Here is a 19,328-nt window from a genome sequence, read left to right on the forward strand (position 1 = left end):
ACAGATGCCTCGCAACCGCCGGCGCTCCCGCCGCCTCGCCGCCGACCTCGGACTTCTGGTCGTGGCCGCCGCCTTCGTGCTGCCGCTGGCCTGGGTGCTGCTCTCCGCCGTCGATCCGCACGCCGGTCTCCGGGTGCGGATCCCGGACGGGTTCACCTTCGCCAACTTCGACGCGATCCTCACCCCCGACATCACCTACACCCCGCTCCTCAACAGCCTGATCCTCTGCGGCGGCGCCACCGCGCTCACCGTCGTGTGCGCCGCCCTCGCCGCCTACCCGCTCTCCCGCTACCGCTCCCGGCTCAACCGGCCGTTCCTGCTGTCCATCCTCTTCGCGACCAGCCTGCCGATCACCGCGATCATGGTGCCGGTGTACGCCCTGTTCGTGCGGATCAACCTCATCGACACCCTGCAGGGCACCATCCTGTTCTTCGCCGCCTCCCAACTCCCCTTCGCCATCTGGCTGATGAAGAACTTCATGGACGGCGTGCCGAAGGAGCTGGAGGAGGCCGCCTGGACGGACGGCGCCAACTCCGCCCAGTCGCTGGTGCGGATCGTGCTGCCGCTGATGGGGCCGGGGCTCGCCGTCGTCACCGTCTTCGCCTTCGTGATGATGTGGGGCAACTTCTTCGTCCCCTTCATGCTGCTGCTCTCGCCGGACCAGATGCCCGCCTCGGTCAGCATCAACGACTTCTTCGGCAACCGCGGCATGGTCGCCTACGGCCAGCTCGCCGCGTTCTCCGTCATCTACTCGACGCCGGTGATCCTGCTGTACGTCCTGGTGGCGCGACGGCTGGGCGGTGGGTTCGCCCTGGGGGGCGCCGTCAAGGGATGAACAGGTCGGCCGTACGGTCGAATCCGTACGTTCCCACAATCCGTGTTCCTGGCCGAACGGACCGTAGTCAGTGTCCTCGTACGCGCCTACCTTGTGCGCTGTGCGCCGACCCCCAGCTCTGCCGAACCAGCCAGGTCCCCCCTTCAACGCTCCAGCCGCCCGCAGACTCCGTGCCGCTCTCGGAATGGGTCCCGAACATGTGGCCCACCATCTGCGGGTCTCGTACGGGCTGCCGTACGCCACCCCTGATCTCGTCCTCGCCTGGGAGCGCGGGGCAGTGGTTCCGAGCAGTCCGGAACTCACCGCGCTCTCGGGAGTGCTGTGGTGCTCCCCGGGTGAACTGATCGGCCGGCCGCGGACCTTGCGCGACCATCGCGTCGCCCGCGGACTGGCACCGGAGGACGTGGCCCTGGCCGTGGGCCTGGAACTCCTCGTCTACCTGGCCATGGAGGAGGACGGGCACTGGCAGGGCACGGAACGCCAGTCCGCCGCCCTCGCCGACCTGCTCAAGCTGTCTCTGCCCGACTACATCACTGTCACCGGCCGCGAGGAGAAACTGGCCGAACTGCTGCGCAGCGCGGTCACCACCCGCTGGCAGGCCTATGTCCGTCCGGTGACCAAGGTGGTCCCCCTGGACAGACGCCTGATCGAAAACGTGCTGCGCGGGTTGCACGAGGACTACCAGGGCCAGATGACAGCCACCCTGGCCTGGGGCAACACGACCTCGACGGCGGAGGACGCCAAGGAAATGGGCGAGGACTTCCTGGCCGGGATAGTGCCACGCTTCTGGAACCGGGCCGAGGAGCCGACCCCGTAAGGACAAGCGCCCCGTAAGGGGCGCGGGGAACTGCGCGCTCGACCCCCACCGGCCCGCAGTTCACCTGCAACCGAACCGCCCCTAGAAAACCGACTCCGCCTCGTCCATACGGTCCTTCGGCACCGTCTTCAACTCGGTCACCGCCTCCGCGAGCGGCACCATCATGATGTCCGTCCCCCGCAGCGCCGTCATCTTCCCGAACTCGCCCTGGTGGGCCGCCTCCACGGCGTGCCACCCGAACCGCGTCGCGAGCACCCGGTCGTAGGCGGTCGGCGTGCCGCCCCGCTGGACGTGCCCGAGGATGACCGGCTTGGCCTCCTTGCCGAGCCGGCGCTCCAGCTCGTACGCCAGTGCCGTACCGATGCCCTGGAAGCGCTCGTGGCCGTACAGGTCGATCTCGCCCTTGCCGTAGTCCATCGTGCCCTCGGCGGGATGCGCGCCCTCGGCCACGCACACCACGGCGAACTTCTTGCCGCGGGAGAACCGCTCCTCGACCATCTTGGCCAGGTCGGCGGGGTCGAAGGGCCGCTCGGGCAGGCAGATGCCGTGGGCGCCCGCCGCCATCCCGGACTCCAGGGCGATCCACCCGGCGTGCCGGCCCATCACCTCGACGACCATCACCCGCTGGTGGGACTCGGCGGTGGTCTTCAGCCGGTCCATCGCCTCCGCGGCGACGCCGACCGCCGTGTCGAAGCCGAACGTGCGGTCGGTCGAGGAGATGTCGTTGTCGATGGTCTTCGGGACGCCCACGACCGGCAGGCCGGCGTCGGACAGCATGCGAGCCGCCGTCAGCGTGCCCTCGCCGCCGATCGGGATCAGCACGTCGATGCCGAACTCCTCCGCCATGTCGGTGGCCCGCTCGCAGGCCTCGCGGAGGCGGTCCCGCTCCAGTCGCGACGATCCCAGGATCGTGCCGCCCCGGGCCAGGATGCCGCCGACGGCGTCCAGGTCGAGGGGGCGGTAGTGACCCTCGAGCAGACCTCGGAAACCGTCCTCGAAACCGATGACCTCGTCGTCGTACTGTGCGACTGCGCGGTGTACCACCGATCGGATGACGGCGTTCAGGCCGGGGCAGTCGCCGCCTGCGGTGAGAACTCCGATGCGCATGGTGGTGTGTCTCCTGCTCGCTGTCGTTACCGGTGAGCCGATCCGATTGTTTCACGCCGCGCGGGCGGGTGGAGTACTGACGGGCGCCTTATCCGGCGTCGGGGGTATTGTCAAGAGGGTTCTGCTCACCTCGGTGGGCGATTTTTATGCCGAAGACTTTTCTGCCGGAGACGAGACACAGGAAACGGAGTGCACACGTGACGCGCAGCGTGTACGTGACCGGGATCGACCGCGGCGACGGCCGCCAGGTCGTGGAGCTGGGCATGATGGAGCTCCTGACCCGGCAGGTCGACCGGGTCGGTGTCTTCCGCCCCCTCGTCCACGACGGCCCCGACCGTCTGTTCGAACTGCTGCGTGCGCGATACCGGCTCTCCCAGGACCCGGCGACCGTCTACGGCATGGACTACCACGAGGCGTCCGCCCTCCAGGCGGAGCAGGGCGCCGACGAACTGGTCTCCACCCTCGTCGACCGGTTCCACCTGGTGGCCCGCGACTACGACGTCGTCCTCGTGCTCGGCACCGACTTCGCCGACACCCAGTTCCCGGACGAGCTGTCCCTCAACGCCCGGCTCGCCAACGAGTTCGGCGCCTCCGTGATCCCGGTGGTCGGCGGCCGCGACCAGAACACCGAGTCGGTGCTCGCGGAGACCTGGAACGCGTTCCGGGCGTACGACGGTCTCGGCTGTGACGTGCTGGCGATGGTCGCCAACCGGGTCGCCCGCGAGGACCGGGACGAGATAGCCGAGCGGATCGACGGGCGGCTGCCGGTGCCGGTGTACGTGCTGCCGGACGAGCCCGCGCTGTCCGCGCCGACGGTCGCCCAGATCAGCCACGCGCTCGGTGCGAAGGTGCTGCTCGGCGACGACTCGGGGCTGGCCCGGGACACGCTGGACTTCGTCTTCGGCGGCGCGATGCTGCCGAACTTCCTGCCCGCGCTGACGCCGGGCTGTCTGGTGGTGACCCCGGGCGACCGCGCCGACCTGGTCGTCGGCTCGCTCGCCGCGCACAGCGCCGGCACCCCGCCGATAGCCGGCGTACTGCTCACCCTGAACGAGCGGCCCTCCGACGAGATCCTCACCCTCGCGGCCCGGCTCGCCCCGGGCACCCCGGTCCTCTCGGTGCCCGGCAACAGCTTCCCGACCGCCGCCCGGCTGTTCTCCCTGGAGGGCAAGCTGAACGCGGCCACCCCGCGCAAGGCGGAGACCGCGCTCGGCCTGTTCGAGCGGCACGTCGACACCGCCGGCCTCGACAAGCGGGTCTCGGCGCCGAGCAGCGGCCGGCTCACCCCGATGATGTTCGAGCACAAGCTGCTCGAGCAGGCCCGCTCCGACAAGCGGCGGGTCGTCCTGCCGGAGGGCACCGAGGCACGCGTCCTGCGCGCGGCCGAGGTGCTGCTGCGCCGGGGCGTCTGCGACCTGACCCTGCTCGGGCCCGTCGACCAGATCCGTAAGAAGGCCGCCGACCTGGGTATCGACCTCGCGGACGCCCAGCTGATCGACCCGGCCACCTCCGAACTGCGCGACACCTTCGCCGAGCGGTACGCCCTGCTGCGGGCCCACCGGGGCGTGACGGTGGAGCTGGCGTACGACGTGGTCACCGACGTCAACTACTTCGGCACGCTGATGGTCCAGGAGGGTCTGGCGGACGGCATGGTCTCCGGGTCCGTGCACTCCACGGCGGCGACCATCCGCCCGGCCTTCGAGATCATCAAGACCAGGCCGGGCTCGTCGATCGTCTCGTCGGTGTTCTTCATGTGCCTCGCCGACAAGGTGCTGGTCTACGGCGACTGCGCGGTCAACCCGGACCCGAACGCCGAGCAGCTCGCCGACATCGCCATCCAGTCGGCCGCCACCGCCGCCCAGTTCGGGGTGGAGCCGCGGATCGCGATGCTGTCCTACTCCACGGGTACGTCGGGTTCGGGGGCGGACGTGGACAAGGTGCGGGAGGCGACCGAGCTGGCGCGCTCGCGGCGGCCCGACCTGAAGATCGAGGGGCCGATCCAGTACGACGCGGCCGTGGAGCCGAGTGTGGCGGCCACCAAGCTGCCGGGCTCCGAGGTGGCCGGGCAGGCCAGCGTGCTGATCTTCCCGGACCTCAACACCGGCAACAACACCTACAAGGCCGTGCAGCGGTCGGCCGGCGCGATCGCCGTCGGACCGGTGCTCCAGGGGCTGCGCAAGCCCGTCAACGACCTGTCCAGGGGTGCCCTCGTCCAGGACATCGTCACGACCGTCGCGATCACGGCGATCCAGGCCCAGACCCTCGATTCCTCCAACGAGAAGGCGTCCGCCCTGTGAGCCCCACCCGTGTCCTCGTCCTCAACTCCGGTTCCTCGTCGCTGAAGTACCAGCTGCTGGACATGCGGGACAGCAGCCGGCTCGCGGCGGGCCTCGTCGAGCGCATCGGCGAGCAGACCTCGCGGCTCAAGCACACCTGCCTCACCAGCGGGGACACCCGTGAGTACAACGGGCCGATCGACAACCACGACGCGGCTCTGAAGGCCGTCTCGGAGGAGCTGTCCGGCGACGGGCTCGGGCTGGACTCGGCGGAGCTGGCGGCGATCGGGCACCGGGTGGTGCACGGCGGGATGTTCTTCACCGAGCCGACGGTCGTCGACGACGAGGTGCTCACCGAGATCGAGCGGCTGATCCCGGTCGCCCCGCTGCACAACCCGGCCAACCTGACCGGCATCCGTACCGCGCGGGCGCTGCGCCCGGACCTGCCGCAGGTTGCCGTCTTCGACACGGCGTTCCACACGAGCATGCCGGAGTCGGCGGCCCGCTACGCGATCGACCCGAAGATCGCCGACCGGCACCGGATCCGCCGCTACGGCTTCCACGGCACCTCGCACGCCCATGTCTCCCGGGCGACCGCACGGCTGCTGGGGAAGACACCTGAAGAGGTGAATGTCATCGTGCTGCATCTCGGCAACGGGGCGTCGGCCTCGGCGGTCGAGGGCGGCCGGTGCGTGGACACCTCCATGGGGCTGACGCCTTTGGAGGGGCTGGTGATGGGTACGCGTTCCGGTGATCTGGATCCCGCCGTCATTTTCCATTTGGCACGCGTTGGCGGAATGTCCATGGATGAGATCGACACTCTTCTCAACAAGGGGAGCGGTCTGTTCGGACTGTGCGGTGACAACGACATGCGGGAGATCCGGCGCCGGATCGACGAGGGCGACGAAGAGGCGAAGCTCGCCTTCGACATCTACATTCACCGTCTGAAGAAGTACATCGGCGCCTACTACGCGGTGCTCGGCCGGGTGGACGCCGTGGCGTTCACGGCGGGGGTCGGCGAGAACGCGGCACCCGTCCGGGAGGCGGCCGTCGCCGGGCTGGAGGGGCTGGGACTGGCGGTGGACCCGGAGCTGAACGCCGTACGGGCGGACGGGCCGCGGCTGATATCGCCGGCCGGCGCGCGTGTCGCCGTCGCCGTGGTGCCGACGGACGAGGAACTGGAGATCGCCACCCAGACCTACGCGTTGGTCTGTGCGGGCAGAAATAACAGCTGAGCATATCGGCGCCCATTTGTATCTTCCGCCAGACGGAATATTCCGCAGCGAAACAAACCGATAGGATCGCCCCATGCGCCGTTCGAAAATCGTCTGTACTCTCGGCCCCGCGGTCGACACCCACGAGATGCTCGTCGCCATGATCGAGGCCGGCATGAACGTGGCTCGTTTCAATTTCAGCCACGGCTCGCACGCCGAGCACCAGGGCCGCTACGACCGTGTCCGGGCCGCCTCCAAGGAGACCGGCCGGGCCATCGGGGTCCTCGCCGACCTGCAGGGCCCGAAGATCCGTCTGGAGACCTTCGCCGAGGGCCCGGTCGAACTGGAGCGCGGTGACGAGTTCGTCATCACGACCGAGGACGTCCCGGGCGACAAGCACATCTGCGGTACGACCTACAAGGGCCTGCCGGGCGACGTCTCGCGCGGCGACCAGATCCTCATCAACGACGGCAACGTCGAGCTGAAGGTCCTGGACGTCGAGGGCGCGCGGGTGAAGACGATCGTCATCGAGGGCGGTGTCGTCTCCGACCACAAGGGCATCAACCTGCCCGGCACGGCCGTCAACGTGCCCGCGCTGAGCGAGAAGGACATCGAGGACCTGCGGTTCGCCCTGCGGATGGGCTGCGACCTGGTCGCCCTGTCCTTCGTCCGGGACGCCAAGGACGTCAACGACGTCCACCGCGTCATGGACGAGGAGGGCCGCCGGGTCCCCGTCATCGCCAAGGTGGAGAAGCCGCAGGCGGTGCAGAACATGGAGGACGTCGTGATGGCGTTCGACGGTGTGATGGTCGCCCGTGGCGACCTCGCCGTCGAGTACCCGCTGGAGCGGGTCCCCATGGTGCAGAAGCGCCTGATCGAGCTGTGCCGGCGCAACGCCAAGCCGGTGATCGTGGCGACCCAGATGATGGAGTCGATGATCACCAACTCCCGGCCGACCCGCGCCGAGGCCTCCGACGTGGCCAACGCCATCCTGGACGGGGCGGACGCGGTCATGCTGTCCGCCGAGTCCAGCGTGGGCGCGTACCCGGTGGAGACCGTCAAGACGATGTCGAAGATCGTCTCGGCCGCCGAGCAGGAACTGCTGAGCAAGGGCCTGCAGCCGCTTGTCCCGGGCAAGAAGCCGCGCACCCAGGGCGGTTCGGTCGCCCGTGCCGCGTGCGAGATCGCCGACTTCCTCGGCGGCCGCGGCCTGGTCGCCTTCACCCAGTCCGGTGACACGGCGCGCCGCCTCTCCCGCTACCGCGCCCAGCAGCCGATCATCGCCTTCACCACCGACGAGAACACCCGCAACCAGCTCACCCTCAGCTGGGGCGTGGAGTCGCACGTGGTGCCGTTCGTGAACACCACGGACGAGATGGTCGACATGGTCGACCAGGAGCTCGCCAAGATCAACCGCTTCAACCCGGGCGACACCGTCATCATCACGGCCGGCTCGCCCCCCGGTGTCTCCGGCACCACCAACATGCTCCGCGTCCACCACATCGGCGGCATCAACAAGTGAGGCACCCGTAAAGGGCCTTGTACGACACTGAGGGCGCCTCCTGCGGCAGGGGGCGCCCTCGTCGTCGGCCGAGGTCGTAGAAGGGCCCGGTCATTCGCACATCACCTCCGTCGTCCAGCACTGTGGCCCGGTCCCCGCGCGAGGCGGAGGACCGGGCCACAGTTCTGTGCGCGGCTCCCGAAAGGGTCTGTGGGTGGCGCTCAGCCGGTTCCGTCGGTGGTGTAGACGTGCATCCCGGGCACGTGCAGGGTGCCACCGAACTGGGCCGCCTGGACGACCTTCACGTTGGTGAAGTAGATCAGCGGGATGTTCAGCGGCGGCGGGCTGTCCGGGGTGAACGTGATCGGGATCAGCCCGAACAGGTTCCCCGAGATGGACTCCGTGTACATCGTGGTGTCGCCGCCGCGGATCGTGGACGTCGAACCGGACGCGGCCTGCACGTGGTAGGTCTTGTCGATGTTCGTGTCCTTGACCGTCTGGTGCAGGTCACCGATGTCGGTGCCGCCGGAGATGACGTACTTCAGCACCTTCTTCGTCTTGCCGCTGGCCGTCTTCACCTCCACGACACCCTGGTAGTCGGCGCTCTTCAGCAGCAGTGAGCTGGCACTCAGGTACCAGGGGTCGTCCGCCACCGCCACCTTGTTGTCGACACCGCTCACGTCGTCGGTGGCGACCTTGCAGTCGTCGGCCGACGTGCTGGAACTCGCGGACGGGCTCGGCGAGGCGCTGGAGGTGGCGTCGCCGGCCGCCTTGGTGGCGTCCTTGGTGACCTCACCGGCCGCCTTGGTCGCCGTGTCGGTGGTGTCCTTCACGGTGTCCGTGACCGTCTTGGCGGCCTTGGTGACCGTGTCCTTGACGGTGCCGGAGGCACTGTCGTCCTTGCCCGTGCTCGACGACTTGTCCGAGGACGACGCGGACGACGCGGAGGCCGACGGCGTCGGGCTCGCGGTGGAGTCCGACGAGGACGAACCCGTCGTGCTGCCGCCGCCGAGGATGCCGGTGATGGCGTCCCCGATGGAGTCCAGCAGGCCGCCGCCGCTGCCGCTGCTCGCGGAGGCGGACGGCGAAGGGGTGGCCGTGCCGTCGGAGCCGGAGGAACCCGAGGAGGAGCCCGAATCGTCCGAGGACGAGGACGACTTGGACGGGGTCGGAGTCGGGGTCTTCGTGTCGTCGGAACCTGAATCCGACGACGAGGACTTGCCCGAGTCCTTGTCCGTGCCCGACGACGTCGAGTCCTTGGCGTCGGACGACGCCGAGGGGGACGGCGTGGCCGAGTCCTTGGAGTCCTCGCTCGCGCTCGCGGAGGGCGAGGCGGAGTCCAGGGCGGAGACGCAGTCCTTGTAGTCCTCCGCAAGGCTCTTCGACGACGCCGACGACGTGTTGTTCGTGTCGGCGATCGCGAGCGTCGACGTGAAACCCATGCCCATGATCACGGCCGTCGGCATCGCCACGGAGGCTATCGCCTTGCCGGCCGGCATGTGGAACCTGGTGAACAGCGGCTTCTTGGGTGCCGCGTGGCGCGGCCCGGTTCTCACACGGGACGCGTCCACATCAGTCCCGTGGGTCACCTCGTCAGCCGGCACTGTGCCTCCCGTTCGCCCCGTTCAGCGGGCTCGTTCCTGACAGGTCATTCGTCTTGCCCACGCCGTCCGAGCCCGTGAAGTGGTGGCCCTCGCCGGGGGTGTGGTCCCCGGCCGGCGGAACGTCGCCCTCCGGCTGCGGCGCACCCGGCGCCCAGGCGACCTCCGGCTGCGGCGGGGCGCCCGGCGACCAGGCCACGGCCATCGCTCCGCCGACGAGGGCGAAGAGGAAGCCCATGATGAAGCCACCGAAGTTGGACACGGGGAGGGACACCAGCGCCAGCAGGATCGCGGCGACTCCCGCGAACGTGCGGATGTGCTTCTGGAACCAGACGCTGATGCCGAGGACGACGAGCAGCACGCCGATGATCAGGGAACCGGCCCCCGCGGTGGTCGCCATCGCGACCGTGAGGTTGCCGATCTGGAGATGCGCGTACGGGAAGTACATGATCGGGAAACCGGCGAGCAGGATGTACAGACCGGCCCAGAACGGCCGCGTGCCCCGCCAGGAGCGGAACTGCAGCCTCCGGCGGCTGAACTGGCCGGGTGCGGCAGGAGTCTCGGCGCTCATGGAAAACAGCTCCCTGGTGCGGCGTTGCTGTGGTGGTGTTGCTGTGATTGGGCGGTGTTGTTGTGGTGCACCGCTTGTGAAGACCGCGGGAAGAAGGGGGAGGGCGGGGGTGCCGTCGGCGCCCCCGCCCGTCACGGGGTGCTTAGTAGCACTCCGCACCCTTCGTCGAGATCGACATGTGCAGGCCGCTCAGCTTGAAGGTTCCGGCAGTGGTGGCCCACGCCGTCTGCTTCACGCCGGACAGTGAGGCGTGGTCCGCCTCCTGCGCGAACCCGTTCGGGTTCGTCTGGCCGGCCTTGGCCTCGTCCGACTTGATGCCGGGGCCCTTGGTCGAGCTGCCGGCCGCGACACCGATGTTGATGTTGGTGAACGTCGCGTCGGCGCTCAGGTCGTCCAGGTCGATGTACAGCTTGCTGGCCTCGACCGGCTTGCTGCTGTCGGCGCCGGCCTTCAGGATCAGGCTGACATTGCCGAAGACCGGGACGTTCGGGGTGACCACGGACTGGCACAGGTTGGTGATCTTGGCGGTGTTGAACGCCGAGACCGCCACCGGGTGGATCGTCTTGTCGCCCGCGAGGGTGACACCCGAGTCGACGGCACCGTACTGGACGAAGCCGTCACCTTCGAGCTGGTCGGCCGTGACCTTGAACTGCTGGCCCGACACGCTGAACGACGCGGCGAGAGCGCCCTGCGCGAGGGCGACACCTATACACGCCGTGGCGGCCACGCTGGGCACCATGACCACAGCGAACCGCTTCCATCTGGTCCCGCCACGCACCTGGGACTCCATATTTCCTCCTTCTCGGACGTACATCTCCTGGCCCGGAATCGCCCCCAACGGCGGCTCGCCGGGCAGGGATGGGAGAAGTGCTACGTCCTCGGAAGGGGAGCGCCCGCACTCGGAGGCACGAACCGCACCTCGATCACCGGCGATCACCCCCGAGCGACAACCACTGGTCGCGCCTGACACGCATCACGCACAACCCTGCTGGACAGGCTCCGCCTCGCGGCGAAGACCCCCCTGCCCAAGAGCCGGCGTCACTGCCGCCGACTCTGCTCGGTGGGGACCCAGATGAGCCCGCGGCCCGACCGGCTGTCGGGGTACGGCAATGGACCGAGCGTCGCCGATCGTGGTGCATTCTCGCCGCCCGCACAAGGGGCTTCGTTACTGGGTAGTAACGGCCGGATAACCGAAGGACGACCCGCTGGTCTCGGAGAGCAACGCTGGGTGGCATCCGGGGGCAGAACAAAACAGTTGATCCCTGGACGGAACCAGACAGACCAAGGCCCCTGATTTACTGCGAGTAACAGCGACCGCGATTACCAAGATTTGGTAAAGAGCGGCCGCCGTGACCCCGCGTCGGCAAATCTTTCACTCCGGCATCACAGGACGTGACGTTTAGCGACTGGTCAGGACCGTGTTCAGAACAGCGCCCGCGCCAGTGCCCGACGTGCGTCCACCACCAGAGGATCGTCGGTGCCGACGACCTCGAAGAGCTCGAGGAGCCGCCGCCGTACGGCGTCCCGGTCGTCGCCGGCCGTCCGCCGCACGGTCTCGATCAGCCGCCCGAAGGCGTCCTTGACATGGCCGCCCACCAGATCCAGGTCGGCGGCCGCGATCTGCGCCTCGACGTCGGCCGGCTTCTCGGCCGCGTCCGTGCGCACCCGCTGCGGGTCCATCCCCTGCACGCGCTTGAGCAGTTCGGCCTGCGCCAGTCCCAGCTTGGCCTCGCTGTTGCCCGGGTCGTCGCTCAGCACGTTCTGGTACGCCTGGATCGCACCGCCCAGGTCGCCCGCGTCCAGCGCCTGGACGGCGGCTTCGAGGAGCGCGTCGTGCGGACCGGCGGGCATCGCGGGCCCGGCCGCCGGAGCGGCGCCCGGCTGCGCGTCGGGATCGACCGTCAGGCCGGTCAGCCCGAAGCGCTCCTCGGCGACCTGGACCAACTGGTCGAGGGTGCCCCGGATCTGGTCCTCACCGGCGGCGCCCTGGAAGAGCGGCAGCGCCTGCCCGGCGACCACCGCGAACACCGCCGGGATTCCCTGGATCCCGAACTGCTGCATCAGCATCTGGTTGGCGTCGACGTCGATCTTGGCCAGCAGGAAGCGGCCGTTGTACTCGACGGCGAGCCGCTCCAGGACCGGGCTCAGCTGCTTGCAGGGCTGACACCACTCGGCCCAGAAGTCGATGACGACGGGGACTTCGGCGGACCGCTGCAGGACATCGCGCTCGAAGCCGGCTTCGTCGACGTCGATGACCAGGTCGGCCGGGGCGACGGCACCGGCTCCACCGTGCCGGGCCGCTTCGGCGCGCGTCTGCTCGGCCTTGGCCTTGGCCTCTTGGGCCGCCTTCACCGCGGCGAGGTCGACGACGCCGCTCATGGACATGTTCCGTGGCTGCATGCGCCTATCCTCCCCCGTTCCCGCGCGTGTGTGAAAAGCGTTGTGAAAGCCAGGCCGAACAAACGTCTGATGTGGGCGCCGGGTCCCCACCCGGCGCCGTGGTCGTCGCCCGTGCGGTCAGCCACGAGCTTTCGCTACGAGTCGTAGCGTAATGCCATGCGGACCCCGCGCGACACCCCTTCCCGGTGATCTCCCTCACGACGTCACATGAACCGCCGGTTATGGTCGTGGGATGCAGAGCCGCACCCCCGCCAGCCGTACCGGGCGCCCGCGCAGCGCCGAAGCGGACGCCGCGATCCTGGCGGCGACGCGGCAGGCGCTGGTGGAACTGGGCTGGTCCAAGCTCACCTTGGGAGACGTGGCGACACGGGCCGGGGTTGCGAAGACGACCCTCTACCGCCGCTGGGCCGGCAAGAACGAACTCGTCGTCGACGCGGTCGCAGAACTGTTCGACGAGCTCGAACTCCCCGACCGGGGCAGCCTCGCCGACGACATCGAGGGCGTGGTGCTGCAGTTCGCGGCGATCCTGGACCGCCCGGAGGCGAAGAGCGGGCTGATGGCGGCGGTGGCCGAGTCGACCCGCGACGACGCGCTGCGGGAACGTATCCGCGCGTCCATCGTGGACCGCCAGAAGCGGCTGGTCCTGGAGGGCCGGGAGCGCGCCCAGCGGCGCGGGGAACTGCCCGAGCAGCCCGACCCGGGCGAGGCGGACCGCACGGCGGACCTCATCTTCGACCTGGTGGCAGGCTCGGTGGTGCACCGCGCCCTGGTGAGCGGCAAACCGGCGGACGAGGAGTGGGTGCGCGGCCTGACCCGGATCCTGCTGCTGGGCCTGGCGGGCGCGGCGGACGACGCCAGGACGTGACCCCGGCCCCCACCGCGGAGTCGGCGTCGAGCGCTTTCAGCGGAGCACGACGGTGCCGTCACCCATCTCCACGACATGCCCTTGGAGGACACGGTCCTCGTCGCGAGCCCATTCCAGATAGACGCGCTCCGTCGGCGCACTCGCGGTGACCGTGGCGCCGGACTTGTCGGCCAGGGGTGACCGTGAATATGCAGCTCATCACGGTCACCGTACGCGGATGTCGATGCCCCCTCCGGAACTCCGCCGCCCGTGACCGGTCAGAACCCCGCCGGCTCCGTGTACACCCCCCACTCGTCCCGCAGCACCCCGCAGATCTCGCCCAGGGTCGCCTCTGCGCGTACCGCGTCGAGCATCGGCTCGATCATGTTGGCCCCGGAGCGGGCGGCGGCGAGCATCGCGTCCAGGGCGGTGCGCACCGCACCCTCGTCGCGTGCGGTCCTGCGCTCGTCCAGCACCCGCACCTGCTCCCGCTCCACCTCGTGCGAGACCCGCAGGATCTCCAGGTCCCCGGTGACGGAGCCGGTGTGCACGTTGACGCCGACGACCCGCTTGTCGCCCTTCTCCAGCGACCGCTGGTACTGGAAGGCGGACTCGGCGATCTCCCCGGTGAACCAGCCGTCCTCGATGCCCCGCAGGATCCCGGAGGTGACCGGCCCGATCGGGTGCCGCCCGTCGGGATGGGCGCGCAGCCCGCGCTCCTTGATCTGGTCGAAGATCTTCTCTGCGTCGGCCTCGATCCGGTCGGTCAGCTGCTCGACGTACCAGGAACCGCCCAGCGGGTCCGCCACGTTGGCGACGCCGGTCTCCTCCATGAGCACCTGCTGGGTGCGCAGCGCGATCTCGGCGGCCTGCTCGCTCGGCAGCGCGAGGGTCTCGTCGAGCGCGTTGGTGTGCAGCGAGTTGGTCCCGCCGAGGACCGCCGCCAGCGCCTCCACGGCCGTCCGCACCACGTTGTTGTACGGCTGCTGGGCGGTCAGCGAGACGCCCGCCGTCTGGGTGTGGAAGCGCAGCCACTGCGACTTCTCCGACCGGGACCCGTACACGTCCCGCATCCAGCGCGCCCAGATCCGGCGGGCCGCGCGGAACTTGGCGATCTCCTCGAAGAAGTCGACGTGCGCGTCGAAGAAGAAGGAGAGCCCGGGCGCGAAGACGTCGACGTCCAGGCCGCGGCTGAGCCCCAGCTCCACGTACCCGAAGCCGTCCGCGAGGGTGTACGCCAGCTCCTGCGCGGCCGTCGCGCCGGCCTCGCGGATGTGGTAGCCGGAGACGGACAGCGGCTTGTACGCGGGGATGCCCGCCGCGCAGTACTCCATCAGGTCGCCGATGAGCCGCAGATGGGGCTCGGGCTGGAAGAGCCACTCCTTCTGGGCGATGTACTCCTTGAAGATGTCGGTCTGGAGCGTGCCGTTGAGGATCGACGGGTCGACGCCCTGCCGTTCGGCGGCGACGAGGTACATGCAGAAGACCGGGACCGCCGGACCGCTGATCGTCATCGACGTCGTGACGTCGCCCAGCGGGATGTCCTTGAACAGGACCTCCATGTCGGCGGCGGAGTCGATGGCCACCCCGCAGTGCCCGACCTCACCGAGCGAGCGCGGGTCGTCGGAGTCGCGGCCCATGAGGGTCGGCATGTCGAAGGCCACGGACAGACCCCCGCCGCCGTTGGCGAGGATCATCTTGTACCGCTCGTTGGTCTGCTCGGCGTTGCCGAACCCGGCGAACTGGCGGATGGTCCAGGTCCGCCCCCGGTAGCCGGTCGGGTACAGCCCGCGCGTGAAGGGGTACTCCCCCGGCCAGCCGATCCGCTCGAATCCCTCGTAGGTGTCCCCTGGGCGGGGCCCGTACACCGGCTCCACGGGATCCCCGGAGAGCGTGGTGAAATCGGCGTCCCGCTTGCGGGCCGCGTCATAGCGGGCCTGCCAGCGTAGGCGGCCCTCCGTGATGGCGTCAGCGTCCATAGCTCAAATTTACTAGGACGTCCTAGTAAATGTCGATGGCGAACCGCCGCACGGTCGTCCGTACGGCGGTGGGATCAGACCTTGGCCACGGCCGGGGCGCCCTCGGCGATCCTGTCGTCGAGTTCGCGGGTGACCTTGCGCTCCACGAAGAACGCCGCGGTCGGGATGGTGCCGGCGAGCAGCACCCACAGCTGCTTGCCGACCGGCCACTTCGCCTTGGAGCCCAGGTCGAAGGCGAAGACCAGGTAGACGACGTAGAGCCAGCCGTGCGCGATGGCGACAACCCGCGTGACGTCGGCCGCACCGTCGATGTCCAGCCCGTACTTGGCGATCATGCTCAGGCACAGCAGCACCAGCAGCACACCGGTGACATAGGCCAGGACGCGGTAGCGGGTCAGCACGCTCTTTTTCATGGGGACGAGCGTAACCACCCGTTCCGGGAGATCTTGTCCCGGGTCGGCCCTCGCGGCGGGGCCGGGTCACGCCTCGTCGAAGTCGTGCGCCGAGACCCGCAGGGGACGCAGTATCGCGAAGATCTCCGCGCACTCCTCGGAGTCGTACGCCCCGAGCCCGAAGTCCATCGCCATCAGGTCCCGGGTGGCCGCCTCGACCACCTCGCGGCCCTTCTCGGTGATCGTGGCGAGCGTGCCGCGCCCGTCGTTGGGGTTGGGCCGCTTGTCGACCAGACCGGATTTGACCAGCCGGTCGACGGTGTTCGTCACCGAGGTCGGGTGCACCATCAGGCGCTCACCGATCTTCGACATCGGCAGCTCACCGGCCTTGGAGAAGGTGAGCAGCACCAGCGCCTCGTACCGCGCGAACGTCAGTCCGTACGGCTTGACCACCGCGTCGACCTCGGCCAGCAGGATCTGCTGGGCCCGCATGATCGACGTGATCGCGGCCATCGACGGGACGTTTCCCCAGCGCTGCTTCCAGAGGTCGGCGGCACGGGCGATGGGGTCGAAGGGGAGACTGAGAGGCTTCGGCACGCCACCGACCCTACCGGCCGGTCATATACCGGTCAGCCGTGTCTCGGCTTTCGGTCACCTCGGCCCCCACCGCCGACGGCACACTCCGGCAGGGAGTGCCGGGACGGCCGCACACCGGCCCCTACGACACCGGCCGCGACGGCCGCCGGACCGCCGCCGCGAGGCCGCAGCAGCACACCACCCCCGGCGCCCCGGCACCCGTCACGGTACGCCGCGTCCGCGGCATGATCCGCCGGACAGCCCCTAGCGGCGGCCGACCCGCCGCAGGTGGTGCCGGACCGCGCGCTGGGCCACCGGACCGAGGTCGTCCAGTGCGGCCACCAGTGCGCCGAGCTGCTCCAGGGCGTCCAGGGCCGCGTGGGCGCCGGACGCGTCGACGCCCTCGTAGAGCTCTATGCCCACGAAGGACGCGGCGACCGCGCGGGCGAGCCCGGCCGGGTCGGCGAACTCACCGAACGGCGTGGCCGCGAGGACCCGGACCAGCACCGTCTCGATCTCCGCGATCCACAGGTCGAGGCCGGCCGCGGTGGCGGGGCGGAGTGCCTCCTGGGTCTGGGCGCCGGCCAGCAGCTGTCCGAGCAGGGCGACATGGCCGCCCGCGCGCTCCTCCTCGTGGATCTGCCGGCCCACGGCCAGGAGTTCGGCGAGCGAGCCGACCGCGGCGAGTCGGGGGCGGAAGCGGTCGACGGCCTGTGCGGCACCGTACCGGCAGGCCGCCGCGAGCAGTTCGTCCACGGAGCCGAAGTGGTAGAAGACCAGCGCCTGGTTGACCCCGGCGGCCGCCGCCACCGTACGGGCCGAGGTCTTGGCGATCCCCTGCTCGGTGAGCGTCCGCAGCGCGCCCTCCAGCAGCTTGTTCTTCGTCTCCAGGGACTTGGCGGTCTCCGGGCTCACGCGCGCGGCTCCTCACGGACCGGCCGCAGCCCCGGCCGGACCCCGCACCGGCGGACATCGGTGTACGACGCCTCGAAGGAGCCCTGATAGCCGAAGAGCGGACCGAAGTACCGGTTCACGACCCGCACCTGGATACGGAAGCGGCCGGCCCGGTCGTCGTAGGACTCGCGCACCTCGGCGGTGGCACCGGCGAGTTCCGGGACCCGGACGTCCACCGGGCCCTCCCTGAACCGGTGTTCGCCGGAGCGGATGAGCAGCGAGCCGTCGGGCTCGGCGTGCAGGTGCAGCTCGCTGGCGAGGTGCTGGTGGGTGCCGAGGTAGTCGAGGATGCGGTCGCCCTTGGGGCTGAGCACCATCTGGGCGTCGAAGCGGCGGAAGCGTCCGGGCAGGTCGAAGGTGCGCACGAAGGTCACCGTCTCACGGCCGTAGGTGTCGACGTAGGGCACGTTCTCGATCACGAACGGAATGTTCCGGCCCGCCTTCGGGACCAGGATGTTCCGGGTGGTGCCCAGCGCCAGGAACGGCTTCACGAACGCCGGCCCGTGCCAGATCCGTTCCATCACACCCCGGCCGGTGCAGGCCTCACCGCTCGCCAGGCCGACCGAGAAGCGCCGCTGGAGCTGCGGATGCAACCGGTCGAAGTCGTCGCCCAGGACGGTACGGAACATGGACGTCACGGCTGCCTCTCCAGGGTGCGCAGGACCCGGGGCGCGGTCACCCGGGTCGGCGGGGTGCGCCGGCAGCGGCGGGCGGCCGGAGTGGTGGCGAGCGGGGGCGCGAAGAGGGCCAGGGAGAGGGCCACCACGAGGAGCAGCGGGACCAGGAAGGCGACGGTGGGCGAGAGGGCGTCGAGGACCGGCCCCCGGCTCAGGCCCGCGGCGCAGCCGGCGGTCGTCAGCGCACGGGCCGTCATCTCGGCCAGCCAGTTCCACCGCGCCCGCTCCGGGGTGATCCCGCGCTCCAGCCACAGCCGCAGCCGGTCGAAGGACCAGGCGGTCGCCCAGCCCATCAGGGGGCGCAGGACGAACCGGTCGGCGAGCGCGCCGAAGCCGCCCCAGCGGGGCCGGTAGTCGTAGCCGGTGAGGAACCGGACGCCGTCGGCGACCGGGACGTAACGCCAGTAGCCGCTGCCCTCGGCGAGCAGCGAGAGCGGGTGCGGGGAGGCGAAGCGCAGGGCGGAGGTGCGGGTGCCGTCGGGGCGCTCCTTCTCCCCCGCCGAGATCCCGGTCCCGGCGATCGTGAGGAACGGCAGCACCCGGGTGGCGTAGCGGAAGCGCTGCGGGTCGTCCGGCACGCGCGCGAGGTAGTCGATCTCGGTGAACCTGAGGTCCCAGCGCTGGTGCCGGGCCGGGTCCTGGGTGTGTGCCCACAGTTCGTCGAGGTCGGCGCGGATGTGCGCCTCTATATAGAGCCCCATTGGTGTCGTACCCCCGTCACCTGGTCCTTTGAGTATTTTTGAGCGATCGCTCAACCCCACCGAGGCGACGGTACCGGTTTTTGAGCGATCGCTCAATCACCGGGGAGAAGAAAACCCCGGCCCTGAGGGACCGGGGGTCGCGACGTCCGGCTGCGGCTACGACCGCGGCCGCGGCTGTCGGCTACTGGGCGAGGTGCCGCTCGACCGTCTCCATCTTGCTGGTCAGGCCGTCGGTGACACCGGGGCGGATGTCCGCCTTCAGGACCAGGGAGACCCGCGGGGCACGCGCCTCGACGGCGGCGACGGCGCGCTTGACGACGTCCATGACCTCGTCCCACTCGCCTTCGATGGAGGTGAACATGGCGTCGGTGCGGTTGGGCAGCCCGGACTCGCGGACCACCCGGACGGCGTCGGCGACGTACTCCCCGACGTCCTCGCCGACGCCCAGCGGCGTCACGGAGAAGGCGACGATCATGCGTTCACGACCCCTTCCTGGCGGGCGCGGGCGGCGATGAGCGCGTCCTCGGCGGCCCGCTTGAGCTTGCGCTCGGCGAAGAAGCCGCCGGTCGGCAGGACGGAGAGGACGAAGTAGAACGCGGCGGTGCCCGGGGACCACTTGGTGCGGTTCCAGGCGTCGGCCCAGAAGATCACGTACAGGATGAACAGGACACCGTGGATCGCGCCCATCACGGGCACCGCGTTGAAGTCCGTGGTCCGCTTCAGCACCGAGCAGACGAGGAGGATCAGGAAGGAGACGGCCTCCGGGGCGGAGACCAGGCGCAGGCGGCGGATGGCGGTGGCGGTCTTGATGTCCACGAGTCACCTTCGGTGGGAGAGACGTCCACTCTTTGTGAACGCAAGCACAAACGTTCACCCATTGTGG

At 69.7% G+C, this 19,328-nt stretch carries 19 protein-coding genes; 6 read left to right on the forward strand and 13 right to left on the reverse strand.

What is annotated here, in order from left to right; all coding sequences use genetic code 11:
* Positions 1–4 precede the first annotated feature (4 nt).
* Both ACZ4N4_RS43650 and ACZ4N4_RS43655 read left to right on the forward strand, forming a co-directional pair.
* The gene (locus ACZ4N4_RS43650) at positions 5–835 is read left to right on the forward strand and encodes a carbohydrate ABC transporter permease (RefSeq protein ID WP_360477527.1); all 831 of its coding nucleotides are present in this window, start codon (positions 5–7) and stop codon (positions 833–835) included.
* A 100-nt stretch (positions 836–935) separates the two neighbouring features.
* Positions 936–1,652 (forward strand): XRE family transcriptional regulator, encoded by a 717-nt coding sequence (locus tag ACZ4N4_RS43655; protein ID WP_467599750.1) that lies wholly within the window; start codon positions 936–938, stop codon positions 1,650–1,652.
* A gap of 81 nt (positions 1,653–1,733) precedes the next feature.
* On the opposite strand, the gene ACZ4N4_RS43660 is transcribed toward ACZ4N4_RS43655, so the two are convergent.
* Positions 1,734–2,759: an ATP-dependent 6-phosphofructokinase gene (locus tag ACZ4N4_RS43660; RefSeq protein WP_453579819.1), complete on the reverse strand. Its 1,026-nt coding sequence runs from the start codon at positions 2,757–2,759 to the stop codon at positions 1,734–1,736.
* Positions 2,760–2,956: 197 nt separating this feature from the next.
* Between ACZ4N4_RS43660 and pta the strand changes: the two genes are divergently transcribed.
* The 3 genes from pta to pyk all read left to right on the forward strand — a co-directional run bounded on the left by pta (position 2,957) and on the right by pyk (position 7,771).
* Positions 2,957–5,056, forward strand: a complete 2,100-nt coding sequence (pta, locus tag ACZ4N4_RS43665) for a phosphate acetyltransferase (RefSeq protein ID WP_467599753.1) — start codon at positions 2,957–2,959, stop codon at positions 5,054–5,056.
* Complete coding sequence (locus tag ACZ4N4_RS43670) at positions 5,053–6,270, forward strand: acetate kinase (protein WP_467599756.1); 1,218 nt, start codon at positions 5,053–5,055, stop codon at positions 6,268–6,270. Before pta ends, ACZ4N4_RS43670 begins: the two co-directional genes overlap by 4 nt.
* A gap of 73 nt (positions 6,271–6,343) precedes the next feature.
* Complete coding sequence (gene pyk, locus ACZ4N4_RS43675) at positions 6,344–7,771, forward strand: pyruvate kinase (RefSeq protein ID WP_360477511.1); 1,428 nt, start codon at positions 6,344–6,346, stop codon at positions 7,769–7,771.
* A gap of 200 nt (positions 7,772–7,971) precedes the next feature.
* Here the strand turns inward: pyk and ACZ4N4_RS43680 are convergent, their stop codons facing one another.
* The 4 genes from ACZ4N4_RS43680 to ACZ4N4_RS43695 form a co-directional block, all read right to left on the reverse strand.
* Entirely contained in the window at positions 7,972–9,354 is a 1,383-nt protein-coding gene (locus ACZ4N4_RS43680; RefSeq protein WP_467599759.1) for a hypothetical protein, read from the reverse strand.
* Complete coding sequence (locus ACZ4N4_RS43685) at positions 9,344–9,922, reverse strand: DUF6114 domain-containing protein (RefSeq protein WP_467599761.1); 579 nt, start codon at positions 9,920–9,922, stop codon at positions 9,344–9,346. The genes ACZ4N4_RS43680 and ACZ4N4_RS43685 overlap by 11 nt, the downstream gene beginning before the upstream one ends.
* Positions 9,923–10,064: 142 nt before the next feature.
* Positions 10,065–10,712, reverse strand: a complete 648-nt coding sequence (locus tag ACZ4N4_RS43690; RefSeq protein WP_467599764.1) for a DUF6230 family protein — start codon at positions 10,710–10,712, stop codon at positions 10,065–10,067.
* Positions 10,713–11,344: 632 nt separating this feature from the next.
* Positions 11,345–12,322 (reverse strand): tetratricopeptide repeat protein, encoded by a 978-nt coding sequence (locus ACZ4N4_RS43695; protein WP_467599767.1) that lies wholly within the window; start codon positions 12,320–12,322, stop codon positions 11,345–11,347.
* Between the two features lie 232 nt (positions 12,323–12,554).
* On the opposite strand from ACZ4N4_RS43695, the gene ACZ4N4_RS43700 reads away from it, so the two are divergent.
* The gene (locus ACZ4N4_RS43700) at positions 12,555–13,187 is read left to right on the forward strand and encodes a TetR/AcrR family transcriptional regulator (protein WP_467599770.1); all 633 of its coding nucleotides are present in this window, start codon (positions 12,555–12,557) and stop codon (positions 13,185–13,187) included.
* 257 nt (positions 13,188–13,444) lie between these two features.
* On the opposite strand, the gene ACZ4N4_RS43705 is transcribed toward ACZ4N4_RS43700, so the two are convergent.
* The 8 genes from ACZ4N4_RS43705 to ACZ4N4_RS43740 all read right to left on the reverse strand — a co-directional run bounded on the left by ACZ4N4_RS43705 (position 13,445) and on the right by ACZ4N4_RS43740 (position 19,261).
* Positions 13,445–15,145: an acyl-CoA mutase large subunit family protein gene (locus tag ACZ4N4_RS43705; protein ID WP_467599773.1), complete on the reverse strand. Its 1,701-nt coding sequence runs from the start codon at positions 15,143–15,145 to the stop codon at positions 13,445–13,447.
* A 74-nt stretch (positions 15,146–15,219) separates the two neighbouring features.
* Positions 15,220–15,558, reverse strand: coding sequence for a DUF3817 domain-containing protein (locus tag ACZ4N4_RS43710; RefSeq protein ID WP_453579838.1), 339 nt, complete (start codon positions 15,556–15,558; stop codon positions 15,220–15,222).
* Between the two features lie 66 nt (positions 15,559–15,624).
* Positions 15,625–16,134 carry a MarR family winged helix-turn-helix transcriptional regulator gene (locus tag ACZ4N4_RS43715; RefSeq protein ID WP_467599776.1) on the reverse strand — a complete coding sequence of 170 codons (510 nt, stop codon included), beginning with the start codon at positions 16,132–16,134 and terminating at the stop codon, positions 15,625–15,627.
* A gap of 243 nt (positions 16,135–16,377) precedes the next feature.
* Positions 16,378–17,028, reverse strand: a complete 651-nt coding sequence (locus tag ACZ4N4_RS43720; protein ID WP_453579846.1) for a TetR/AcrR family transcriptional regulator — start codon at positions 17,026–17,028, stop codon at positions 16,378–16,380.
* Entirely contained in the window at positions 17,025–17,705 is a 681-nt protein-coding gene (locus tag ACZ4N4_RS43725) for a DUF4166 domain-containing protein (RefSeq protein ID WP_467599779.1), read from the reverse strand. The genes ACZ4N4_RS43720 and ACZ4N4_RS43725 overlap by 4 nt, the downstream gene beginning before the upstream one ends.
* On the reverse strand, positions 17,702–18,445 hold the full coding sequence (locus ACZ4N4_RS43730; protein WP_467599782.1) for a hypothetical protein: 744 nt from the start codon (positions 18,443–18,445) through the stop codon (positions 17,702–17,704). Before ACZ4N4_RS43730 ends, ACZ4N4_RS43725 begins: the two co-directional genes overlap by 4 nt.
* A 181-nt stretch (positions 18,446–18,626) precedes the next feature.
* The gene (locus tag ACZ4N4_RS43735) at positions 18,627–18,920 is read right to left on the reverse strand and encodes an MTH1187 family thiamine-binding protein (protein WP_467599785.1); all 294 of its coding nucleotides are present in this window, start codon (positions 18,918–18,920) and stop codon (positions 18,627–18,629) included.
* A complete protein-coding gene (locus ACZ4N4_RS43740) occupies positions 18,917–19,261 on the reverse strand; it encodes a DUF3817 domain-containing protein (RefSeq protein WP_453382504.1) in 345 nt (114 codons plus the stop codon). Before ACZ4N4_RS43740 ends, ACZ4N4_RS43735 begins: the two co-directional genes overlap by 4 nt.
* Positions 19,262–19,328 lie beyond the last annotated feature (67 nt).

Source organism: Streptomyces sp. NPDC026538, from assembly GCF_055567535.1.